This is a genomic window from Clavibacter sepedonicus (assembly GCF_000069225.1).
Lineage (GTDB): Bacteria > Actinomycetota > Actinomycetes > Actinomycetales > Microbacteriaceae > Clavibacter > Clavibacter sepedonicus.
Genome location: NC_010407.1, coordinates 1,320,651 through 1,340,908, shown reverse-complemented (window position 1 = coordinate 1,340,908; position 20,258 = coordinate 1,320,651). Strand labels below are relative to the sequence as shown.

16 protein-coding genes, 1 tRNA gene and 1 pseudogene are annotated in these 20,258 nt (G+C 72.4%); 6 read left to right on the top strand and 12 right to left on the bottom strand.

All coding sequences use genetic code 11. The features are described 5' to 3' along the window. Positions 1 to 63: 63 nt before the first annotated feature. The 8 genes and pseudogenes from CMS_RS06325 to CMS_RS06290 all read right to left on the bottom strand — a co-directional run bounded on the left by CMS_RS06325 (position 64) and on the right by CMS_RS06290 (position 8,206). The gene (locus CMS_RS06325) at positions 64 to 678 is read right to left on the bottom strand and encodes a VOC family protein (protein WP_012298668.1); all 615 of its coding nucleotides are present in this window, start codon (positions 676 to 678) and stop codon (positions 64 to 66) included. Then, entirely contained in the window at positions 675 to 1,307 is a 633-nt protein-coding gene (locus CMS_RS06320) for an alkylhydroperoxidase domain protein (RefSeq protein ID WP_012298667.1), read from the bottom strand. Before CMS_RS06320 ends, CMS_RS06325 begins: the two co-directional genes overlap by 4 nt. Beyond that, positions 1,304 to 1,972: a CMD domain protein gene (locus CMS_RS06315; RefSeq protein WP_012298666.1), complete on the bottom strand. Its 669-nt coding sequence runs from the start codon at positions 1,970 to 1,972 to the stop codon at positions 1,304 to 1,306. The genes CMS_RS06320 and CMS_RS06315 overlap by 4 nt, the downstream gene beginning before the upstream one ends. Then, a complete protein-coding gene (locus tag CMS_RS06310) occupies positions 1,969 to 3,042 on the bottom strand; it encodes a putative FMN-dependent luciferase-like monooxygenase (protein WP_012298665.1) in 1,074 nt (357 codons plus the stop codon). Before CMS_RS06310 ends, CMS_RS06315 begins: the two co-directional genes overlap by 4 nt. Then, positions 3,039 to 4,736, bottom strand: a pseudogene (locus CMS_RS06305) (dipeptide ABC transporter ATP-binding protein). The gene CMS_RS06310 and the pseudogene CMS_RS06305 overlap by 4 nt, the downstream one beginning before the upstream one ends. After that, positions 4,733 to 5,581, bottom strand: a complete 849-nt coding sequence (locus CMS_RS06300; protein ID WP_012298664.1) for an ABC transporter permease — start codon at positions 5,579 to 5,581, stop codon at positions 4,733 to 4,735. The pseudogene CMS_RS06305 and the gene CMS_RS06300 overlap by 4 nt, the downstream one beginning before the upstream one ends. After that, the gene (locus CMS_RS06295) at positions 5,578 to 6,513 is read right to left on the bottom strand and encodes an ABC transporter permease (protein ID WP_041464474.1); all 936 of its coding nucleotides are present in this window, start codon (positions 6,511 to 6,513) and stop codon (positions 5,578 to 5,580) included. Before CMS_RS06295 ends, CMS_RS06300 begins: the two co-directional genes overlap by 4 nt. A 40-nt stretch (positions 6,514 to 6,553) precedes the next feature. After that, positions 6,554 to 8,206, bottom strand: a complete 1,653-nt coding sequence (locus CMS_RS06290; protein ID WP_012298662.1) for a TIGR04028 family ABC transporter substrate-binding protein — start codon at positions 8,204 to 8,206, stop codon at positions 6,554 to 6,556. A gap of 214 nt (positions 8,207 to 8,420) precedes the next feature. Between CMS_RS06290 and CMS_RS06285 the strand changes: the two genes are divergently transcribed. The 3 genes from CMS_RS06285 (at position 8,421) to CMS_RS17810 (ending at position 12,258) form a co-directional block, all read left to right on the top strand. Continuing rightward, positions 8,421 to 8,912 carry a GNAT family N-acetyltransferase gene (locus CMS_RS06285; RefSeq protein ID WP_041464473.1) on the top strand — a complete coding sequence of 164 codons (492 nt, stop codon included), beginning with the start codon at positions 8,421 to 8,423 and terminating at the stop codon, positions 8,910 to 8,912. Between the two features lie 120 nt (positions 8,913 to 9,032). Next, complete coding sequence (locus CMS_RS17815) at positions 9,033 to 10,559, top strand: hypothetical protein (RefSeq protein WP_012298660.1); 1,527 nt, start codon at positions 9,033 to 9,035, stop codon at positions 10,557 to 10,559. Positions 10,560 to 10,641: 82 nt separating this feature from the next. Continuing rightward, entirely contained in the window at positions 10,642 to 12,258 is a 1,617-nt protein-coding gene (locus CMS_RS17810) for a DEAD/DEAH box helicase (protein ID WP_223842743.1), read from the top strand. Between the two features lie 7 nt (positions 12,259 to 12,265). On the opposite strand, the gene CMS_RS06275 is transcribed toward CMS_RS17810, so the two are convergent. From CMS_RS06275 to CMS_RS06260, 4 genes are all read right to left on the bottom strand, one after another. Continuing rightward, a complete protein-coding gene (locus CMS_RS06275) occupies positions 12,266 to 13,567 on the bottom strand; it encodes a DUF2510 domain-containing protein (protein ID WP_012298658.1) in 1,302 nt (433 codons plus the stop codon). A gap of 696 nt (positions 13,568 to 14,263) precedes the next feature. After that, positions 14,264 to 15,433 (bottom strand): XRE family transcriptional regulator, encoded by a 1,170-nt coding sequence (locus CMS_RS06270; protein ID WP_049791903.1) that lies wholly within the window; start codon positions 15,431 to 15,433, stop codon positions 14,264 to 14,266. 306 nt (positions 15,434 to 15,739) lie between these two features. Beyond that, positions 15,740 to 15,813: transfer RNA gene (locus CMS_RS06265), tRNA-Pro, on the bottom strand. 83 nt (positions 15,814 to 15,896) lie between these two features. Next, entirely contained in the window at positions 15,897 to 16,436 is a 540-nt protein-coding gene (locus CMS_RS06260) for a hypothetical protein (RefSeq protein ID WP_012298655.1), read from the bottom strand. Between the two features lie 356 nt (positions 16,437 to 16,792). On the opposite strand from CMS_RS06260, the gene CMS_RS06255 reads away from it, so the two are divergent. The 3 genes from CMS_RS06255 (at position 16,793) to CMS_RS06245 (ending at position 20,170) form a co-directional block, all read left to right on the top strand. Next, complete coding sequence (locus CMS_RS06255; RefSeq protein ID WP_012298654.1) at positions 16,793 to 17,566, top strand: chymotrypsin family serine protease; 774 nt, start codon at positions 16,793 to 16,795, stop codon at positions 17,564 to 17,566. A 198-nt stretch (positions 17,567 to 17,764) separates the two neighbouring features. Continuing rightward, positions 17,765 to 19,090 carry an acyl-CoA dehydrogenase family protein gene (locus CMS_RS06250; RefSeq protein WP_198433875.1) on the top strand — a complete coding sequence of 442 codons (1,326 nt, stop codon included), beginning with the start codon at positions 17,765 to 17,767 and terminating at the stop codon, positions 19,088 to 19,090. A gap of 207 nt (positions 19,091 to 19,297) precedes the next feature. Then, positions 19,298 to 20,170 (top strand): trypsin-like serine protease, encoded by an 873-nt coding sequence (locus tag CMS_RS06245; RefSeq protein WP_133064120.1) that lies wholly within the window; start codon positions 19,298 to 19,300, stop codon positions 20,168 to 20,170. The last annotated feature ends 88 nt before the right edge of the window (positions 20,171 to 20,258 follow it).

Here is a 20,258-nt window from a genome sequence, read left to right as displayed (position 1 = left end):
CGCATCCGGGAGGGGATGGGCCGTGGGTCCACCCCCTCCTCCGCTGACCGCGGACGGCGGCGGTCAGCGGTCGACCGGCGTCCCGTCCGCCGCGCGCACGCGCAGGGCGTAGCCGTCGCGCAGATCGACGACGAGGGCCGCGAGGGCTCCGGGCGGGAGGTCGAGCGCGGCGCGCGCGGCCTCCGTGGGTGCGGGATCCACCGCGGTCTGCGTGAACGCGAGCAGCTCGACGGCCGGTCCGATGGTCGTCTCCGGGTTCGACGTCGATCCCCAGTCGATGAGGAACGGCACGTCCGGCCGGGCGCCGCGCGGGTGCGTGAGCCGGCACGCGAGGAGCGCGCCGACGGGTGCACGCCGGGACAGGTCGGCGACCGGGCCGGGATCCTCGCCGCGCGCCCGGGCGGCCGCCGCGACGTCCGCGATGCCGAAGCGCGTCGGCAGGGCGCGGTCGACGCGGGCGAAGTCCGGCCCGATGAGCTCGAGGTACCGGGGGCCGCGCACGCCGGCGACCGTGAACGCGACGAACGCGTTGGCGGTACCGGTGGGGTGGACGCCGCCGGACTCCGCCACGATGCCCGTGCGGTCGGCGAATCCCGCGACGAGCGCCGCGAGGTCCGGCCCCGCGATGACGACGTGGTCGAGGAGCGACGGGACGGCGGGTACGGGGACACCGCTCACGTGCCCGCTCCGCGCCGGGATGCGGGCACCTCGGGCTCGCCGAGGGACAACATCAGCCGGTTCGCCCAGTTGAAGAACGCGGCGCCGTTGATGACGTCGACCACGGCCACGTCGTCGAGGCCTGCCGCGCGGAGGCGGGCGACGTCGGCGGATCCGAAGGCGAGCGGCGTCGCGGCGAGCGCCACCGAGGCGGCGACGACGGCGTCCCACCGGTCGTCGCCGAGCGGCGCGCCCCTGCCCTGGTCGAGGAGGCGCTGCACGTCGTCGCCGCGACCGGAGAAGCGCGTGGCGGCGGCCGCGTGCACGGACGCGCAGAAGACGCAACCGTTGACGCGGGAGGTCGCGGCGGCGGCAAGCTCGCGCTCGGCCCGGCCGATCCCGCCGTCCGGGTTGTGGAAGACGTCGAGGTCGGTGAGCGTGCGGGCCTCGAGCGCGGCGGGGTCCCGGGCCAGCAGTCGGAAGTACGGCATGCGCGCGCGGGCGGGCTCCACGAGGGCGGCGCGCTGCGCGTCGTCGAGGTCGGCCTCGTCGACGGGCGCGAGCCACGGCACCCAGCCGAGGCCCTCCTGCGTGAACGCGTCGGGTCGGGCGAGGTCGACGGGGTCGGTGACGGGGTCGGTGACGGTCATCCGGCGGCTCCTGCCGGGTCGGCGCTGGATGCGGTGCGGGCGGGATCCGCGGACACGGCGGCCGACGCGACGGCGGGGTCCGCGGCCAGGACGGCCAGGCCCCACGCGACGCGCAGCTGGAACGCGAGAAATGCGATCAGCTGCGACAGGCTCACGATCTGGTCGGGCGTCCACCCGGCGGCGCCGAGCGCGCGCAGGGCTTCCGGGCTCGACTCGCGCGGCCGGATCACCAGCAGGTGCGCGTGGGCGAGGGCGGCGGCGAGGCGCGGGCCGACGGCGTCGCGCGTGGCGGCGTCCGGGGTCCACGGATCCGTGCCGACGCTCTCGGCGACGAGGCCCTGTTCCCGGTACGCGCCCGTGGGCCCCGCGGTCGCGCCGTCGCGCGCGGCCCGGTCGACGACCGGCACGAGCGACGCGTCGGCGTCGCCGAGGAGGTCGGCGTAGAAGGCGGCGGCGCGGTCGGATCCGTGCAGCCGCGCGACGAAGGCCGCGACCGCGTACCGCTCGGCGTACGTGAACGCGCCGGGAACCGCGGGCTCGAGCAGCGCCTCGAAGCTGCGCTGCGCGTTCGCGCGGGCGGCGGGACGGAGGTCGCGGATGCGGCTCATGGGGTGGTCGGGGGCGAGGCCGGCCAGGAGGTCGATGACGTCGGCGGGGTGGGTCATGCGGCTCCTCCAGCGAGGATCGGAGTGGGTGCGGGCAGGTGGGCGGCGCGCAGCGCGTCGGCGGCTGCGGCGGCGGTCGCGAGCCCGAGGCGGGGCGCGACCTCCGCGCCCAGCAGCTCGAGACTCCGCAGCGTGAGCGCGTGCGTGGCCGGGATCGAGTGCACCTGGAACGAGACGTCGGTCGCCGGGTCGAGGGTGCGGTCGGCGGCGAGGCCGTCGACGACCTCGTCGACCGTGCCCAGGTGCGTGTCGGTCACGCGGAGCACCCCGTCGAGGGCGAGCGCGTCGGCCCGCTCGCCGATGACGCTGCGGGCGAAGCGGCGGAGGGCGGGCTCGGCGAGCTCGCGCGCGGCGGCGCGGTCGGACGGATCCACGACGAGCGCGGTCCGGGACGCGAGGATCCGCTCGGGCGCGCCGGCGGGCAGCGCCTCCCGGTAGGCGGCGATGATCGGCAGCTGCAGCTCGTGCAGCGGCGCGTCGGGCGCGGTGTCGGGGCGCGGCTGGGTGCGGGAGAGCAGGAGGCCGTCGCCGCGGGATCCGATGCGCGCGCCGCCCGAGACCGAGAACGTGCCCTGCCAGATGCGCGCCGCGAGCCCGTCGGCCGGAGGGTAGATGCGCGACCCCGTGCCGCGCACCCCGCGGCCCTCGAGCGCGTCGAGCAGCACCTGCAGGTGATCTTGGAACAGTGCGTGACGGTCGCCGGAGTCGCGCCCGAACGCCGGGAACGACGCGGGCGTGCAGCCGGACGCGAGCCCGAGCTGCACGCGGCCGCCGCTCAGGAGGTCGAGCACGGAGGCGTCCTCGGCGGCGCGCAGCGGATCCTCGAGCGGCAGCGTGAGCACGGCCGTGCCGAGCCCGATGCGGGCGGTGCGGGCCGCGGCCGCCGCGAGGAACACGAACGGCGACGGCAGGCCGCCGCCCTCCTCGCCGAAGTGGTGCTGCGCGAGCCACACCGAGGCGAAGCCGTGCCGCTCGGCGTGCTGGATCTGCTCCAAGGCCGCCTCGTAGCGCTCGGCGGGCGTGCCCGCATCGAGCACGCGCCCGAAGAAGCCGAGCCGGGCGCCGCTCATGCGCGGGCCCCCTCGTCGGCGCGCGCGGCGGGGGCGGGGGCGGTGCCCCCGGTGCCGGGCGCACCGGCCCCGCGGATCCCGCGACCGGGTATCGCCCGGATCAGCTCCTGCGTGTACTCGTGCTGCGGGTCGTGGAACACGTCGTCCACCCGTCCTCCCTCGACCTGTCGGCCGCGCCGGAGCACGGAGACCGTGTCGGCGATCTGCCGCACGACCGCGAGGTCGTGCGAGATGAACACGTACGTGAGCCCGAGCTCGGACTGCAGCCGCGCGAGCAGGCGCAGCACCTGCGCCTGCACCGTCACGTCGAGCGCCGAGACGGCCTCGTCGAACACCACCAGCTCGGGCCGGAGGATGAGCGCGCGCGCGATCGCGACGCGCTGCCGCTGCCCGCCGGAGAGCTCCCGCGGTCGACGGTCGGCGGTCTCGGGCGCCAGGTCGACGAGCCGCAGGTGCTCGGCGACCGCGTCCCGGCGCGCGGCCGCGTCACCCGCGCCCGCGCCGTCGCGGAAGTTGAGGAGCGGCTCGCGCACGATCTCCGCGACGGTCTGCCGCGGATCCAGCGACCCGAACGGGTTCTGGTGCACGAGCTGCGCGGTGCGCCGGAACCCGCGGAGCCCCCGACCGCGGAGGCCGGCCACGTCGACGCCGCCGACGCGCACCTCGCCCGCCGTCGGCCGGTCAAAGCCCGCGATGACGCGCCCGGTCGTGGTCTTGCCGGAGCCGGACTCCCCCACGATCGCGTGCGTCGTGCCGCGCGGCACCCGGAAGGAGACGTCGTCGACGGCCACGAGCGGGGATCCGCCGCGGCGCCGGAACTCGCGGCGGAGGCCGGTGACCTCCACGAGCGGCGGCGCAGCGGGATCCACGACCGCGGCCGCCCGCTGCACGACCTGCCGGAACGACGGCGCGTCGGCGAGCAGCGCGCGCGCGTAGGCGGACGCCGGCGCCGCGAGCACGCGCGCGGCGGGTCCCGTCTCCTGCACACGGCCGCGCTGCATCACGACGACCTCGTCGGCGCGCTCGGCGGCCACCGCCAGGTCGTGCGTGATCATCAGCAGTCCCGCGCCCGTCTCCTCGCGGAGCAGGTCGAGGAGGTCGAGCACGCGGCGCTGCACGGTCACGTCGAGGGCGCTCGTGGGCTCGTCGGCGATGATCAGCTCGGGCTCGAGCGCGATCGCGGCGGCGATGAGCACGCGCTGGCGCATGCCGCCGGACAGCTCGTGCGGGTACTGCCGGGCGCGCGTCTCCGGGTCGTCGATTCCGACGCGCTCGAGGAGGTCGAGCACGCGGGCGCGGTTCCGGCCTCGGTCGCGGGATCCGTGGATCCGCAGCCCCTCGGCGACGCTCGCGCCGATGGTGGCGACGGGGTCGAGCGAGCTGCCCGGATCCTACGGCACGAGTCCGATGCGGCGCCCGCGGATGCCGCGCAGCCGCGACTCCCCGATGCCGACCAGCTCCGTACCGCCGAGCGCGATGCCCCCGCCCGCGATGGATCCGTTGCGGGCGAGAAGCCCGACCACGGCCTGCACGACGGACGACTTGCCGGACCCGGACTCGCCGACGAGCGCCGTCACGCGCCCCGCGGCGACCTCGAAGCAGACGCCGTCGACCGCGCGGCGGGTGCCCGCCGCCGTCCGGTAGTCCACCTGCAGGTCGCGCACGGCGAGGAGCGGATGCCGGGGATCGGTCATGCGAGCTGCCCTCCGCGGATCGACTGGCTGATGCGGTTCGTCGCGAGCACGACGGCCACGACCACGGCGCCCGGGAGCACCGTGAGCCACCACGCGGTGGCCACGTAGTCGCGACCCTCCGCGACGAGCAGGCCCCACTCGGGCGTCGGCGGCGGGGCGCCGTAGCCGAGGAAGCCGAGGGTGGATATCTGCAGGATCGCGGATCCGAACTGGAGGGCCGCGAGCGCGATCACGGGCGTGAGCGAGTTCGGCAGCACGTGCCGGCGCAGCACCTGCACGACGGTGCCGCCGGATCCGTATGCCGTCTCGACGTACTCGCTGATCCGCACGCGCACCACCTCGGCCCGCGACAGCCGCGCGAACACGGCGATGGATGTGACGCCCACCGCGATCGCGGCGTTCGTGGTGCCGAAGCCCAGCAGGATCACGATGCTCAAGCTGAGCAGCAGGCCCGGGATCGCGAGCAGCACGTCGACGAGCCGCATGAGCACGTCGTCGACGAGGCCGCCGACCGTGCCCGCGACCACGCCGAGCAGCGTGCCGACGACGAGACCCACGAGAACCGCGACGACCGCGCCGACGACCGACTGCGACGCCCCGAACACGACGCGCGTGTAGAGGTCGCGGCCGGTGGAGTCGGTGCCGAACCAGTGCGCGGCGCTCGGCGCCTGCAGCGACGGCGCGACGGAGGCGGTCGGGCTGCCGGACGCGAAGAGCCCGGGGACGAGCGCCCACAGCAGCATCACGAGCACGACGAGCACGGGGAGCACGAGGCCGCCGGCGAACCGGGCGCGGCTGCGGGGACGCGCGCGGGGCGCGTCGATGGTGGCGAGCGTGGCGCTCATCGCGCACCTCCTCCGCGCAGGCGCGCGTCGAGAACGGGGTAGAGCAGGTCGACCGCGAGGTTGATCACGACGTAGGCGACCGTGGAGAGCACGACGACCGCGAGCAGCACCGGGCTGTCGCGGCTCGCGACGGCCTGCACGGTGAGCTGGCCGACGCCCGCGCGGCCGAACACGGCCTCGGTGACGACCGCCCCGCCGACGAGCTCGCCGAACAGGAGCCCGGCCATCGTCAGCGTGGGCAGCAGCGCGTTCCGGCCAACGCCGTGCAGCAGCAGCCACGGCGTGCCGGCGCCGCGCGCCCGCACCACCTCGATGAACGGCATGGCCGAGACGTCGTCGATGCTGCGGATGAGCACCTGCGCGAGCGGCGCCGTGATCGGGACGGCGATGGTGAGCACGGGCAGGATCAGCGCCTCCCCGGGGCTGGCGCCGATGATCGGCACCAGCCCGAGCCGGAACGACAGCACCTGGATGAGGATGATGCCCACCCAAAAGACGGGCAGCGAGACGAGCAGCGGAGGCAGGTCGCGGAACACGCGACGGATCCACCGGGCGCCGCCGTACGTCGCGAGGAACGCGATCGGCACGGCCAGCACCACGGCGACCACGAGGCCGAGCACCGCGAGCACGAGCGTCGACGGGATCGCGGTGGCGAGCAGCGTGGATACGGCCGCGCCGCTCTGCACCGAGTACCCGAGCTGCCCCTGCGCGAACGCGGCGGCGGAGTCGCCGAGTCGCACGATGAGGGGGCGGTCGGCCCCGTACGACTCGCGGATCGCCGCGAGCTGCTCCGGCGAGAGGCCCAGCTCGGGGCTGCCATAGCGGGCGAGCACCGCGTCGCCGGGGAGCGCCGCGAGCAGCACGTAGGCCACGACGTAGGCGAGGACGAGCACGATGACGGCCTGGCCGGCGCGCCGGATGGCGTAGCTCATCACGGTCCCGCGCTCCTCGTCAAGGGAAGGACGCGCCGCATCAGCGGTCGACCCAGACGCCCGCGAACACGGGACGGCCGACGGACTCGGTGGCGAAGCCCTGCACGTCGCCGCGGAGTCCGTAGACCTGTGGCTCCTCGAACAGCGGCAGCACGTAGGCCTGGTCGGCGATGCGCTGCTGCGCCGCCGCGGACGCGGCCTGGCGCGCTTCCGTGGTCGGCTCCGACGCGATGCGGGTGAGGAGCGCGTCCAGCTCGGGGTCGGCGATGCTGCCGTCCGCGGGGTTTCGGTTGAGGAGCACGTTGCGGTTCGTGGAGAAGTACTGCGACTTGAGGACGTCGTAGTCGGCGCGGCCGACCATCGAGTGGTACGCCTGGAGCGCGTCCGGGTCCTGCGAGGCCTTCGTCTGCGCGGCCTGGTCGCCCGAGAACAGGTCCACCTCCACGCCGATCTCGGCGAGCTGCGACTGGATCAGCGTCACGACCTCCTTGGAGCGCGGCTGCGGGAGCGCCTCGTTCACCACGAGCTCCAGCTTCCGCCCGTCCTTCTCGCGGATGCCGCCGGGTCCGGGGGCCCACCCGGCCTCGTCGAGGAGCGCGGCGGCCTTCTCGGGGTCGTGCGCGTAGTAGGACGACGTGTCGACGTAGCCGAGCGCGCTCTTCGCCAGTACGCCGGTCGCAAGCGGGTAGCTGTCGCTGAACAGGGTGTCGAGGATCGCCGGCCGGTCGACGCCCGCGATGATCGCCTGCCGCACGCGCACGTCCTCGAGCTGCGGCGTGCGGAAGCGGAGGTTGATACCGTTGTCGACGCCGTTGGTCGCGGCGGCGACGAGCTGGAGGTCGCCGGTGCGGAACTGCGCCTCGTCGGGGGCCTCGATCTGCCGGGCGACGTCGGCCTGCCCGGCCACGACCGTGCCGACGCGCACGCTGTCCTCGGCGGCGACCATGAGGTCCACCCCGTCGACGAGCGGCCGGCCCTGGTGCTCGGCGGCGGGCGGCGCCCAGTCGTAGTCCTCGCGGGCGGCGAGCTGGATCTGCGTGCCCACCGACTCCCCGGACACCGTGAACGGCCCGCTCCCGATGACCGTCTCCGCCTGACCCGGTCCGAAGCCGTCGTCGGCCTTCGCGAGCGTCGAATCGGAGACGAGCCCGGAGTTGATGGTCGAGGTGGCCTGCGCGAAGCCCGGCGAGGGAGCCGTGAAGTGGAACCTGACGGTGTCCGCGTCGACGACCTCACCGCGGTCGTAGTTGTTGATCGCCTCGCTGACGGTGAGTGCGCGGTCGACGTCGCCCTTCCCGTAGAGGTCGAAGTTGGCGACGACGTTCTCCGCGGTGAGCGGCGTGCCGTCGGAGTAGGTGACGTCGGTGCGGATGTCGAACGTGTACTCGGTCGCGTCGGCGTTCACCTCGGGCAGCGCCGTCGCGATCCACGGCTCGAGCTCGAGCGTCCCCGGATCCTGCCAGAGCAACCGGTCGGTGATGTTGTTGACCACCGCGCCGTTCGGGTAGAAGCCCGCGGCCGGCGGGTAGAGCGTCGTCCAGGTCTGCGGCTCGAGGTAGGTGAGCGTGCCGCCCGCCTTCGGTTCGCCGCTGGCCGCTCGACCCCCTCCGCCGCCCGCGGAGCACCCGGCCATCAGACCGGTCGCCGCGACGAGGGCGGTGAGGGCGATCACGGGGCGGGGAGGACGAGGCATGGTTCTGCTCCTGCGTGTGCTGTGTGCGGCTGGGGTGACACGACTCCAACACGCATGCAGGGTCTTCGCAGATCCCGGGAACACAGGGCGTAACGGGGTGCAACCGGGCGTCATCCGGGGAATGCCGACCACCTGCTCGCCGTTCCGGCGCCAGCGTGACGCCTCCCCGCCGTCGACTCCGCCGTCGGGTGCCCGCTCCCCCTAGGGTCGCAGGATGACCGCGCACCCCACCGTCCGTCACGCCGTGCCCGACGACGCCGAGGGGATCGCCGAGGTCCACGTCCGCAGCTGGCAGGAGACGTACGCGCACCTGCTGCCGGCTGAGTATCTCGCCGGGCTCGATGTCGCGGCGCGCGCCGAGCAGTGGCGCGGGACGCTGGCCTCCTCGGCCGCCGCTCCGCCCTTCGTCGCCCTCGACGGCGACCGCATCGTCGGCTTCGCCCTCGCGGGACCGGCCCGTGACGAGGATCCGCCGCGCCCCTTCCAGCTGTACGCGATCAACGTGGTCGCGTCCGCCCACGGCTCGGGCGCGGGCCAAGCCCTGATCGACGCGGCCGTCGGCGACTCCCCCGCCTACCTCTGGGCCGCCGACGACAACCCACGCGCGGAGGCGTTCTACCGCAGGAACGGGTTCGCGCGCGATGGCGGCGTGGAGCGGCGGATGTACCAGGGGGCGGAGATGGTCACGATGCGGATGGTGCGGTGAGGGTCGGCGGGCGCGGGTCCCACGCGGTCGGGCACGACCGAGTCGCGTGACCCCATACCACGCGACACGCATTCGGGGCACAGCGCCCAGACGGCCCCGGCCATCCGTGATCATGTCCGAATGGACGAACGACGCACCCAGGACCATCAGCTCCGCACCCTGCGCTTCTGGCTCCTGCTGGAGCTGCTGAACCCACAGCCGGTCCCCGCGGTGACCGCCCGGACCGATGCCTCCGAGACCCGGGTCTCGGCCTGGCGCCCCGGTGACCCCTTGCCATGGGATACCCTTCCCCCTCCCCCTCCGCGCCACGGTGCGAATCGCGTGTGGCGGCACACCGTCTACCTCGGTGCGTATCCCGTCGAGGCGACCTTCGCGCGGCTGCACGCGCTGTTCCCGGAGGATCGCGACGCCTACCAGGAACGTCGGGGAGGCACCACGGCGGCGGCCGGCCTACTCGTCGACGACGGCGGGAGGTACGTCCCCGATTCCGCGATCCTGTCCTCGGCCTCATGGGCGGTTGGACACCTCTCGAGCTCGGTGACGACGAGCCGTGAATGGATCGACGGGTTCGGCCGTGCAGCTGAGGCCTGGACCGAAGCGGTCGACGAGTACGAAGGTGTGCGCGCGGACGCAGGAGAAGCGGGTCTCGAACCGCTCGACGGTGATGCCCTCTCCGGACTCCTCCGGCTGGCTCATGCCTCGGCCGGGCTGGTCGGGGACGCCGACCTCGCGACCGATGCCATCCGGATCCAGAGCGTTCCGATGTCCCTCCGGACGGCGGAGGGCGCGCCCGAGATCGACTTCCTCAACAGCTTCCACCTCGAGGACCTCACTTCCTTGTCCGAGCAGGTCGCCCGGGGGGACGTGGGAGCCGCCCTGGCGGCCTACCTCACCGGTGACGAGGACGTGGCGGAGGATCGGCGCATCGACGTGGTCGCGGACCTCGACGCCATGGAAGCGGGCGCGGGGATCGAGCGGCTCCCGAAGGGCAGATGGCCTACGACCCCGGAGCATCCGCTCGCCACCAGCCAGCAGTTCGCCGTCGATCACGCGCTGCACGACCTGGCGCCGACAGCGGGCCTCATGGGGGTGAACGGCCCGCCGGGGACCGGCAAGACGACGATGCTGCGCGACCTCATCGCGGGCAACGTCACCGAGCGGGCTCGGCGCCTCGCCGCGCTGGCGAGGCCCGAGGACGCCTTCACCTCCGTCGTCCACCAGTGGAACGGGCCTCAGGGGCACAGGATGTCCGTGCCGCAGCTCCGGCCGGAGCTCACGGGCTTCGAGATGGTCGTGGCGTCGTCCAACAACTCCGCGGTGGAGAACATCTCCTCGCAGATCCCCGGACGCGACGCGATCGACGCGCGGTGGCGGGCATCGGCGGATTACTTCGGTGAGCTCGCGTCCCTGCTGATGAGGAGGACCGGCGCATCCACGCCGTCCCCGGACAGCGACGGCACGGAGTGCATGGGGCCTCGTCGCAGCGAGGCTCGGGAAGAAGGAGAACCGGGGCACGTTCTACTCCGCCTTCTGGTTTGGAGAGCAGAGCGACAGGCTCGCGGCGCACGGCCGTGCGCCCGTCCGGGGCATGCAGGAGCAGCTCACGCGGTGGGACAAGGGGTCCGACCCGTTCCGGCCGTGGGATGACGCTCGGCGTGCGTTCCAGGACGCCGAGCGGAGGGTCGACGAGTTGATCCGCGAACGCCGAGAGGCTGAGGCCCGACGCCGCGTGCTCCCGAGCCTGAGGCGGCAGGAGCGCGAGACCGCGGCCGCGGTGGTGCGTCTGGAGGCCTGGGCGGCCCAGGTGGAGACCGAGGCCGCCGTCCATGCCATCGCACGAGCGGACGCCGCTGCCGAGCTCGAGCGCGCGATGGGGCGGATCCACGACCATGTGCTCGTCAAGCCGGGCGTCTGGGAGACGTTGCTCTCTCTCGGACGCGCGGTCCGCGAATGGCGCCTGGCGCTGCAGCCGTTGGAGCGCGCCCGGGATCAGGCCGCGGCCCACGACGACGAGGAGCGCCGACGTTCCGAGGCCGATCGCCTCGCTCGGACGCGGGCTACGGAGGAGGTCCGGGCCGCCCGAACGGAGCTCGCCGGTGTCCGCCACCGGGTGGCGACGACCACGGCGGAATGCGAGCAGGACGACGTGCGGCTCACCGGACCTCGCCCCGGGGCGGGCCGGACGGATCAGCAGAGGGAGCTGGTCGCGCCCTGGCTCGACCCCACGCTCGACGCCGCGCGATCCGACCTCTTCCTCGCTGCCCTGGACCTGCATCGGGACTTCCTCGCGAACGCGGCGTCGACCATGCTCCGTGGTCTGCGTGCCGCGTGCCAGGTCGTCGCCGGCACCTCCCCGTCCGACCTCGAGGGCGAGAAGGCGAAGGCGGCATGGCAGCTCTTCTTCCTCGTGGTCCCGGCGATCTCCACCACCTTCGCGTCATCCGGCCGCATGTTCGGCTCGCTCGGACGCGAGGCGCTCGGGTGGCTGCTCATCGACGAGGCCGGCCAGGCGGCGCCGCAGCACGCCGCGGCCTCGATCTGGCGGGCCCGACGCGTCGTCGCCGTCGGGGATCCCCTCCAGCTCCCGCCCATCATCTCCGTCCCTCAGAAGACGGTCGGTGCGCTCGCACTGGCGCATGGGGTGACGCCCGCGTGGATCCCGCCCCGGGCGTCTGTGCAGACCCTCGCGGATCGAGTGGCACGCTTCGGGACATCGCTGCCTCAGGGCGACGAGACCGTGTGGGTGAGCGCACCTCTGCGTGTGCATCGCAGGTGTGACGATCCGATGTTCACGATCTGCAACCGCATGGCGTACGCCGGGCTGATGTTCCACGCGGTGCCCGACAGATCTTCCGCGACGCCACCGGACCGGTTCGACGGACCCGACGGTCCTCGCATCACCCCCAGCCACTGGGCAGACGAGCCGGCGACGACTCCCGGCAGCCACCTCCAGCCCCGCCAGCTGGAGCGCGCCCGGAGCGCGATCGACTACCTGCTCGGGCTCGGCGTCCAGGCGGAGGAGATCATCGCCATCTCGCCCTTCCGGTCGGTCGCGGATCGCCTCGGCTCTCTCAGGTACGACTATCCGGGGCTGACAGCGGGGACCATCCACACCGCCCAGGGACGCGAGGCCGAGGTCGTGCTGCTTGTGCTCGGTGGTGATCCCGACAAGCCCGGCGCGCGCGCCTGGGCCGCGGAGAGCGTCAACCTGCTCAACGTCGCGGTGAGCCGCGCTCGCCGGCGGCTGTTCGTGATCGGCGACCTCGCTGCGTGGCGCCAGCTCCCCTACTTCAGCCAGGTGGCCTCCGCGCTCCCCGCTCGGAGACGTGGGGGCGACGACGCATGAGACCGGATCACATGGTGTTCCAGTGGTACCGGCCGCTCGCGTCGGCACCCTTGCCGCCGCACTTGTAGCTGCGGCCGTTGTCGGCCTGCGCCACGGCACCCACCGACGAGCAGAAGCCGCCGGGGTTGATGCCGCCGGTCTGCTGCGCGGGGGCGGGCGCGGGAGCTGCGGGTGCCGGAGCGGGAGCAGGAGCGACAGGCGCCGGAGCGGGAGCCGCCGGCTGGGGCGCGGGCGCCACCGTCGGCGCGACCGTGGGCTCGGGCGTCGGAGTCGGCGCGAGCGCCAGCAGCGTGAGCGTCACCGTGGATCCCGCGGCCGTGCGCGATCCAGCGACTGGATTCTGCGACTTCACGGTCATGCCGTCGGTGACGCTCGGCACCCCGCCCGTCTCGAGCACGTACTGGACGACGTAGCCGGCCTCGCGCAGCAGCGCGCGTGCGTCCGTGGCGGACTTCGCGTTGACGTCCTCTACGACGTGGACCACCGGGGTCGGCGTCACGGTGGGCGTCGGGGTGGCGGTCGGGGTCGGACTCGCGCTGGCGGAGATCGCATCCGCCTGGCGCGGACCGGGTGCCAATGCGGCCACGGGGACGGCGGCGCCGATGATCAGGAGCAGGATCGCGCCAGCTGCCGTCGCGCTGTTGCGGGGGCGCGTAGCCAGCGCCGGGACCCAGCTGCGTCGGCCGGTGAAGAGCGGGTACAGCGCGGTGATCAGGGCGACCAGTCCGACGGACACGAACATGCCGCCGAATCCGCCGATCGCCGTGGTGATCAGCACCGCCAGCGCGACAGCCGCCGCGATGACCCAGGTGGTCGCCGGGTGGCGGCTGGGGCGCGTGTCGGTGAGGACGGCGTTCGGGGCGGCAGGGGCGGCCGGCACCGCGCTGGCACGCGTGCGAGGCTGCACGGGCATCGCGGCGGTCGCCGCGGCCGCTCGAGCGCTCTTCTCCCGAGCCGCCGCCTCGCGCTCCGCAGCCTTCGCCTGCATGGCCGCCTCGCGATGCGCGAGCTTGGTGGCGCGCTGTTGCTCGGCCTCCGCGGCGCGGACGGCCTTCGCCTGCGCAGCCTCGGCGGCTCGCATGGCCTTGTCGTGGGCGGCCTCAGCGGCCTGCGCGTTCCGTGCGGCATCGGCCTGCTGCGACGCGACGACGGCCGCCGTCGCGGCCTCGCTCGGAGCGGGCGCCTGCGTCGCGGCAGGCTGGACCATCGGCGCGACGTGCTGCGTCCACGCGGATCCGTCCCAGTAGCGGAGCTGACCGGATCCGTCGGGGAACCAGCCGGCGGGAGCGGCGGAGAGGACGACGGGCATGGAGCTCCTCGGGTGGATGCCGCGGCCAAGGGGTAAGCGGCAGGGGTCGCCGTCGAGTGACGACGCCTGAGGCTATGGGCGGGCTCCCCGCGCCGTAAGCCCTCGCATGGGGGTGAAAGGGGCGCGGGCCCCGATTCCGGCGCCACGAGTGACGCCGCCGATCCTTCGCTCTCAACGGTGGCGCTCGCGCTCTCTCGCCCGCGGCGAGGGTCACGTCCGCGGCGTCCCGCGCGAGCTCGCGCTCCCAAAACCGCAGGACGGCAACTCGTGGCGCGGCGAAGCGCGGCGCAGCGCGGGCGAACTGCGAATCCGAATGCACCTGGGCATCAACCCCGGCGACAAGAAGAAGCGCGCCGACTAGCTCGGCTACGGCTTGTCCATTCCCTTCGCGACACCGCAGAACGACGGCGCCGTGAAAGCCGTGGGTAAACGTATTGATCTTAGACGATTACGCAAGCACATCTGGATCCGCGTAGCCCTATCGCCCCCTGACGACTGTCCGAAATCCCCGGGTGGAACCATACTCTCGATCTCGGCATGATTGCCAGCAACTACAACAATCCGACGGTGCGCCCAATTGTCCGAGGCGGCGGATAAAACAAAGGCGGAGGGCCCGGCGTGCCTTCAGCCGCGCGCAACATGGCCCCTAACTAACGCTCCGGTAGCGTCGGACTCCAAGTCGTCCACTGATTCCACTCATCCTCGATGCGCGCCGCGGTGTCTGCTGAGATCCGTTACCGGTGCAACGGACGCCTCGCGCAGGTCGGCGGTACTGCGCACAGCACGCATTCCCTCTCCTTGAATCGCAAAGGTTACGATTCCGAGCATCAGATCCTGCACGTCCTGTGCGCGAACGTTCAAGACGCGCGCGATGTCCGAGAAGCCATCCCCCCGGGCCCTCATGTCGCTCATGACCTGCGTAAGCAGACTCGAGGACTCGACTCGCAGGTCGGATCCCGGTTCACCTCGTCGGAAGCCGGCGATCGAGAGCTGCTTGGCAAGCGTGCTGTAGGTCCACTCTGAGATCACACCAAGCCGGTGTGCGCGGAGGTTCAGCGCCATCGCGCTGACACGCCAACGCCGTTTGAGGACGAGCACGTCCTCAAGCATCAAGTTCCCGCGAATGGAACCCAGCACGTCTGAGCGCGGCATGAGGAACGCGCTGGCGAAGTCGTTCGCCGCCAGCTCCTTCTCCTTACCAGGCTCGACGTGCAGCGACCCACCGTGCATGACGAGATGCCCAAGCTCATGCGCGAGGTCGAAGCGCAGTCGCTCCGCGGACTTGTGCACATTCAGGAATATGACCGGCGTCGCCGCGTGACGGAATGAGAAGGCGTCGATGGCCTGGAGAGGACCACCGGCCGAATAAATCTTGGCGCCCTTGGATTCGAGCAACTGCAGCAAATTCTTGATCGGGGCAACGCCGAGCCCCCAGGCGCCGCGAAGTGCCTCCGCGGCCTGCTCCGGTGCCACCTCATCGTCGGACCCAATCAAGTCCTGCACCTCAGGAACCGCCGGTTCAGGAGCGCGGTAGGTGTCCTCGATCCAGTCAGACAGCTCCATCGCAAGCGCCGACAACGCTCGCGCCATGTCTTCATCCTTCTTAGCAAGCCTCGACGTCGCGCGGAAGTGGAAGGCATCCGACGGTGGCAGGTGCTTAAGAGGCCGATAGAAGAATTCGATAGGCAAGTTGAGGACACGGGCAAACTCACGGATCAACTCTGGGCTCGGCGTATCTTTGCTGCGCTCAGCCTGCGACACCCACGGCGGGGTTGTGCCGGCCTCGGCCGCGAGTGCGGTAGCGGTCATCTGGCGAATGGCCCGCGCCATCTTCAGGCGCGCCGGAACGAAGGTGGTGGTGCTCATGCTCGGGAATCGCCTCCCCACTTACGTTCCCGAGCGCGCAAGCAGCATGTCACCGGTACGATGAAGCGAACGACCGTTCTTCATGTAAAGGTCTGTCATGGACGCAGCCGACGCCCGACCCCCGACATCGCAGGCCGGCAAGTGGATCACTGCTGTTGCTGGCGGCGGAGCAGAAGGAAGCTCGCGCTGCCGACCGCCACGTAGCGGCAGCGCTTACGTAAGAGCATAGGGCGCACCGCGGCACGCCCTTGGCCGCAAATGACGAATGCCCCGGCCGGACCGCTAGGTCCTTCCGAGGCATGTCCGTCGGGCTGACAGGATTTGAACCTGCGACCCCTTGACCCCCAGTCAAGTGCGCTACCAAGCTGCGCCACAGCCCGCTACCCATCGCTGGGCAACTCGTAGAGCCTACCGCATCGGCGGCACTGCTCCGGCACGTCCGGCGAGGCGGAGCAGCAGCGGATCAGGCGGTCGCGCCACCCGACGACCGGGCGGATGACGAGCCCGCCGCCGCACCCCGCGGCGCCCGCACCGGCTTCGGGAACGCCTCCCGCATGTGGTCGCTCCGCAGGATGTCCGCGACCCCGATGAGCAGCAGCGAGAAGACGATCTGCTCGATGACCATCCAGAGCGGGTAGAGGCCGGGGATCGCGGCGATCACGAGGGTCACGATGGGGAAGATCTGGCTGAACAGGCGCAGTCGCGAGTACGCCCACCAGTAGCCGGCCGAGGCGCGCCAGGCGAAGTAGTAGAGCGTGAGCGTCATCGCGAGCACCACGAACGAGCGGAACCAGACGGCCGGCGCCACGGCGATGCCGTCCGAGGCGAGCGTGAGGGCGATGGCCACGGCGGTCGCGCCCACGATGGTCTCGGCGACGAGGATCCACCGGATCCAGCGGAACGCCCGGGCCGTGAACGGGTGGTCGCGCATGTCCTCGGCGATGACGTGGCCGGCCTGGCGCCCGGCGGCGATCCGATCGAGACGGCTGAGCAGCTGGTCCACCGGTGTCGTCCTCCGCGGGTCTCGTGAGCGGGCGTCGGGTGCGCCCGGAACAGGGTACGACGTCGGCGATGTGGACACGGCGTGCGAGTAGGAGGACGCATCTGCTTGCCTGGCCTCCGTTCGGCGGGACCGGCAGCCGGGTCGGCCCACCCGATCATCGCGTCGTTCTCGATCGCATCCTCCCTTCCCATCTCTCCACCCCGATCGCCCACCGCCCTCCTCGAGCTCAGCCGCGGAGGGCGACGCCGACGCCGGCCTGACGTCGCGGCTCGGCGCTCGCGGGCCCTCATCAGAATCGACATCGCATGCGCCTCCCCCTTCACCACCCGCGTCCCCGACGCCGGCTCCTCGGCCTCGTGACGGCGCTGGCCGCCGCCGCCCTCGTCCTCACCACGGGCGCCGCCCCGGCCTCCGCGGTCAGCCCTCTCCGCTTGGCCACCCCGGTCATGGCGGGATCTCAGATCAGGAACGCGAGCGGGTACAAATGCACGGCAGGGGCCGTCCTCAAGTACGACCGCTGGACGACCTACTTCAACTCGTGGGAGGGCGCGACCCGGTACGTGGTCACGGCGGCTCACTGCGGGGACCTGAACGAGAACGTGACCCTCGGGTCGAGCGTCCCCGGCAAGGTGATCTGGCGGGATGAGCTGCACGACCTCGAGCTCATCGTCGTCTCGCCATCGACAGAGAGGGCGGCGGTGTGCTCCCACACGAGCGCGGGCGAGTACTGCCGCATCGTCCTCACCTACCACCCGCAAGCCGTCGGACGCATCATCACCCGCGACGACAACACATGGCGCGAGCAGCGCACGCCGCTGGTGGCGACCGGTGAGCCCGACGACAGGGTCTTCTGCGTGAGTGCCATCCGCGCCGGCGTCGCATGCGGCCTCGTGCGGACGACCACGCCGGCGGCGATCGCCGCCGTCCACCCCGGCATCCGAGCCGCCGAGGATCGCTCGCTGGATGTCCAACCGGGTGATTCCGGCGGACCGGTGATGAGCCGCTCCGGCACGCTGTACGGCTTCGTGAGCGGAGGGGGCATCTACGGCGGCGTGCGCAAGATCGACTACATGCCGTGGAGCGTGTTCGCCCATCTTCAGCCGAACTACGTATTGGCTCCGGCGGGCTGAGCGGCGGCCCGTCAGCCTGGACTGCGCCGCATGGGATGCGCCTGCGACGCAGGCGCATCCCATGTCGGTTCGTGACGGCATGCGTCGTCACATGCGGCAACTCCTCGTCACAGACGTGGAAGCGCGATGAGCCGGACCCTACCGTGGCCCCACCGCGAGGCGCGGCACCGGTCGCGCCCCTTCACGAGAGGACAGGACATGACCCTGATCGACCGCGAGCCCCGACCCGCATCCGGCTCCCCCGCACCCGCCCACGGCACCACCGACGCGAAGACAAACCGCCCGCGCCCCGCCCCCCTCGGCGACGCGCCCGTCGACCGCTGGAAGGGCGCCCCGCATCCCACCACGCCGGCTGCGTGGATCGCCCGCGCCCGCGAGGTCGCCGACATCCTCGCCGTCGACCAGGTCGAGCGCGATCGCGCCGGCGCGAGCCCGCACCAGGAGGTCGCGCTGCTCAAGCACGCCGGCCTCGTCACGCTGCTCGGCCCCGCGGAGCACGGCGGCGGCGGGCAGACGTGGGACACGGCCTACAAGGTGATCCGCGCGGTCGCGCGCGGCGACGGATCCATCGGCCAGCTCCTCGGCTACCACTATCTCTGGGCGTGGGCGGCGCGGCTCGTCGGCACCGACGCGCAGATCGAGGCCGTCGAGAAGCTGGCGACCACCGGGAACCTCCTCTTCGGCGGCGCCGTGAACCCGCGCGACTCCGACCTCGTCATCCACGAGGACGGCGACGACCTGATCTTCTCCGGCCGCAAGTCGTTCAGCACGGGCGGCGTCGTCTCCGACCTCACGGTTCTCGAGGGCGTGCTCGCGGGCACGGAGACGCACGTGTTCGCGATCGTGCCGACGGATCAGCCGGGCATCGTCTTCGGGCACGACTGGGACAGCCTCGGGCAGCGGCTCACAGAGTCGGGTTCGGTCGAGATCCGCGACGTGCGGGTGCCGTGGACCGACGCCGCCGGGTTCGTCGACAAGGTCTTTCACCCCCTCGTCTATGGCACGCTCAACGTGCCCGCGATCCAGCTGGTGTTCGCGAACTTCTACCAGGGGATCGCCGAGGGCGCGCTCGAGACGGCGGCGGCGTACACGCGCAGCACGACGCGCGCCTGGCCGTACGGCGGCGACGACAAGGAGCGCGCGACGGACGAGTGGTACGTGCTCGAGGGCTACGGGCAGCTGCAGTCGAAGGTGTGGGCGTCGGAGGCGCTGCTGGACCGGGTGGGCGCGGAGATCAGCGCCCTCCTGCACGCGCCGCGCGAGAAGCTGACGGAGCGGGCGCGGGGCGAGGTCGCCGTGCGGGTCGCGGCCGCGAAGGCGCGCATCGTGGAGGACGGCCTCGAGGTCGGCACGCGCGTGTTCGAGCTCACCGGCGCCCGGGCGTCGGCGTCGAGCGTGGGCCTCGACGTCTTCTGGCGGAACCTGCGCACCCACAGCCTCCACGACCCCGTCGCCTACAAGCGCCGCGAGGTGGGGCGGCACGTGCTGCTCGGCGAGATCCCGGAGCCGACCTGGTACACGTGATCCGGTCTCCCCCGGCGGTGGACGGCGCGGATCCGGAGCATCAGCGCGCCGCCCACCGCCGCTGGAGCGCTGTCCCGGAGCGCCGGGAGTGCTGCGGTGCTCCAGGCTGTGCAACCCGCGCTCCCGGACGATGTACAGCTGCTTGACTTCGCTTCGCCCGCTGCACCCGCATGCGGCCTCCATCGTCCGGTAATCGAACAGGCCCCCATGCGACGACTTCCTCTGCTCACGCGCGCGTCCATCGGACGGGTGATCGACGGCCTCCGACGCGTCCTCCCGTCGGTACAACTCCGGTTCGCGCTCGCCACGCTTGCGGGCGCAGCCCTCCTGCTGCCGCTGGGGGCGACACCGGCTTCGGCCGTGGACGCCGTGCGCCTCCAGGCACCGGTCATGGCGGGATCCCAGATCCGCAACTCGGATGGCAGCTTCTGCACCGCGGGCCCTGTGCTCGACTACCACAGTGTGGCCTCCTACGTGCTTCCGGCGCAGCGGGCGACGCGGTACGTGCTCACGGCGAAGCACTGCAATCCGTTGCACGCTGCGGTGCTCCTCGGCTCGGGAGTCGCGGGGCGCGTCGACTGGGTCTCCGATCAGCACGACGTCGAGCTCATCACGGTGGCGCCCCTCGCGCAGCGTCGACAGATCTGCTCGTACACGTCCTACGGCCCTTACTGCCACGTCATCGTGGCGTATGAGCCGCGCGCGGTCGGCTCCGTCCTCGCCCCTGCGCCCTACTCCCGGGACTACCGGCCGATGGTGACGCCGGTCCGGGGAGTCGGCAGCCCCACGCCGCGTGAGCAGTTCTGCACGAGCGGACGGACCACCGGGATCATCTGCGGCTTCGTCCCCGGGCAGCTCCCCCGGACGTGGTTCGTCTCCGACCCCATCCTGCACACGGGCGACATCGCGGGCCCGAACATCTTCGACGGGGATTCAGGTGGGCCGGTCATGAGCGTGGACGGCAAGATATACGGAACCATCGTGGGCTACGGGAGATACGCGGGCGTCGACAAGATGACGTACCTCCCGTTCGCGGTCATCCAACAACAGCTGCCGTCCTACGGCTTGGCCCCCGCCTGACGCCGCGCGTCGCGCGACGCCGACCGACGCACGGTCGTCGACCTCGCGTGACCGCCGGGACGGGAGCGCCTAGCTGTACTCGGCCATG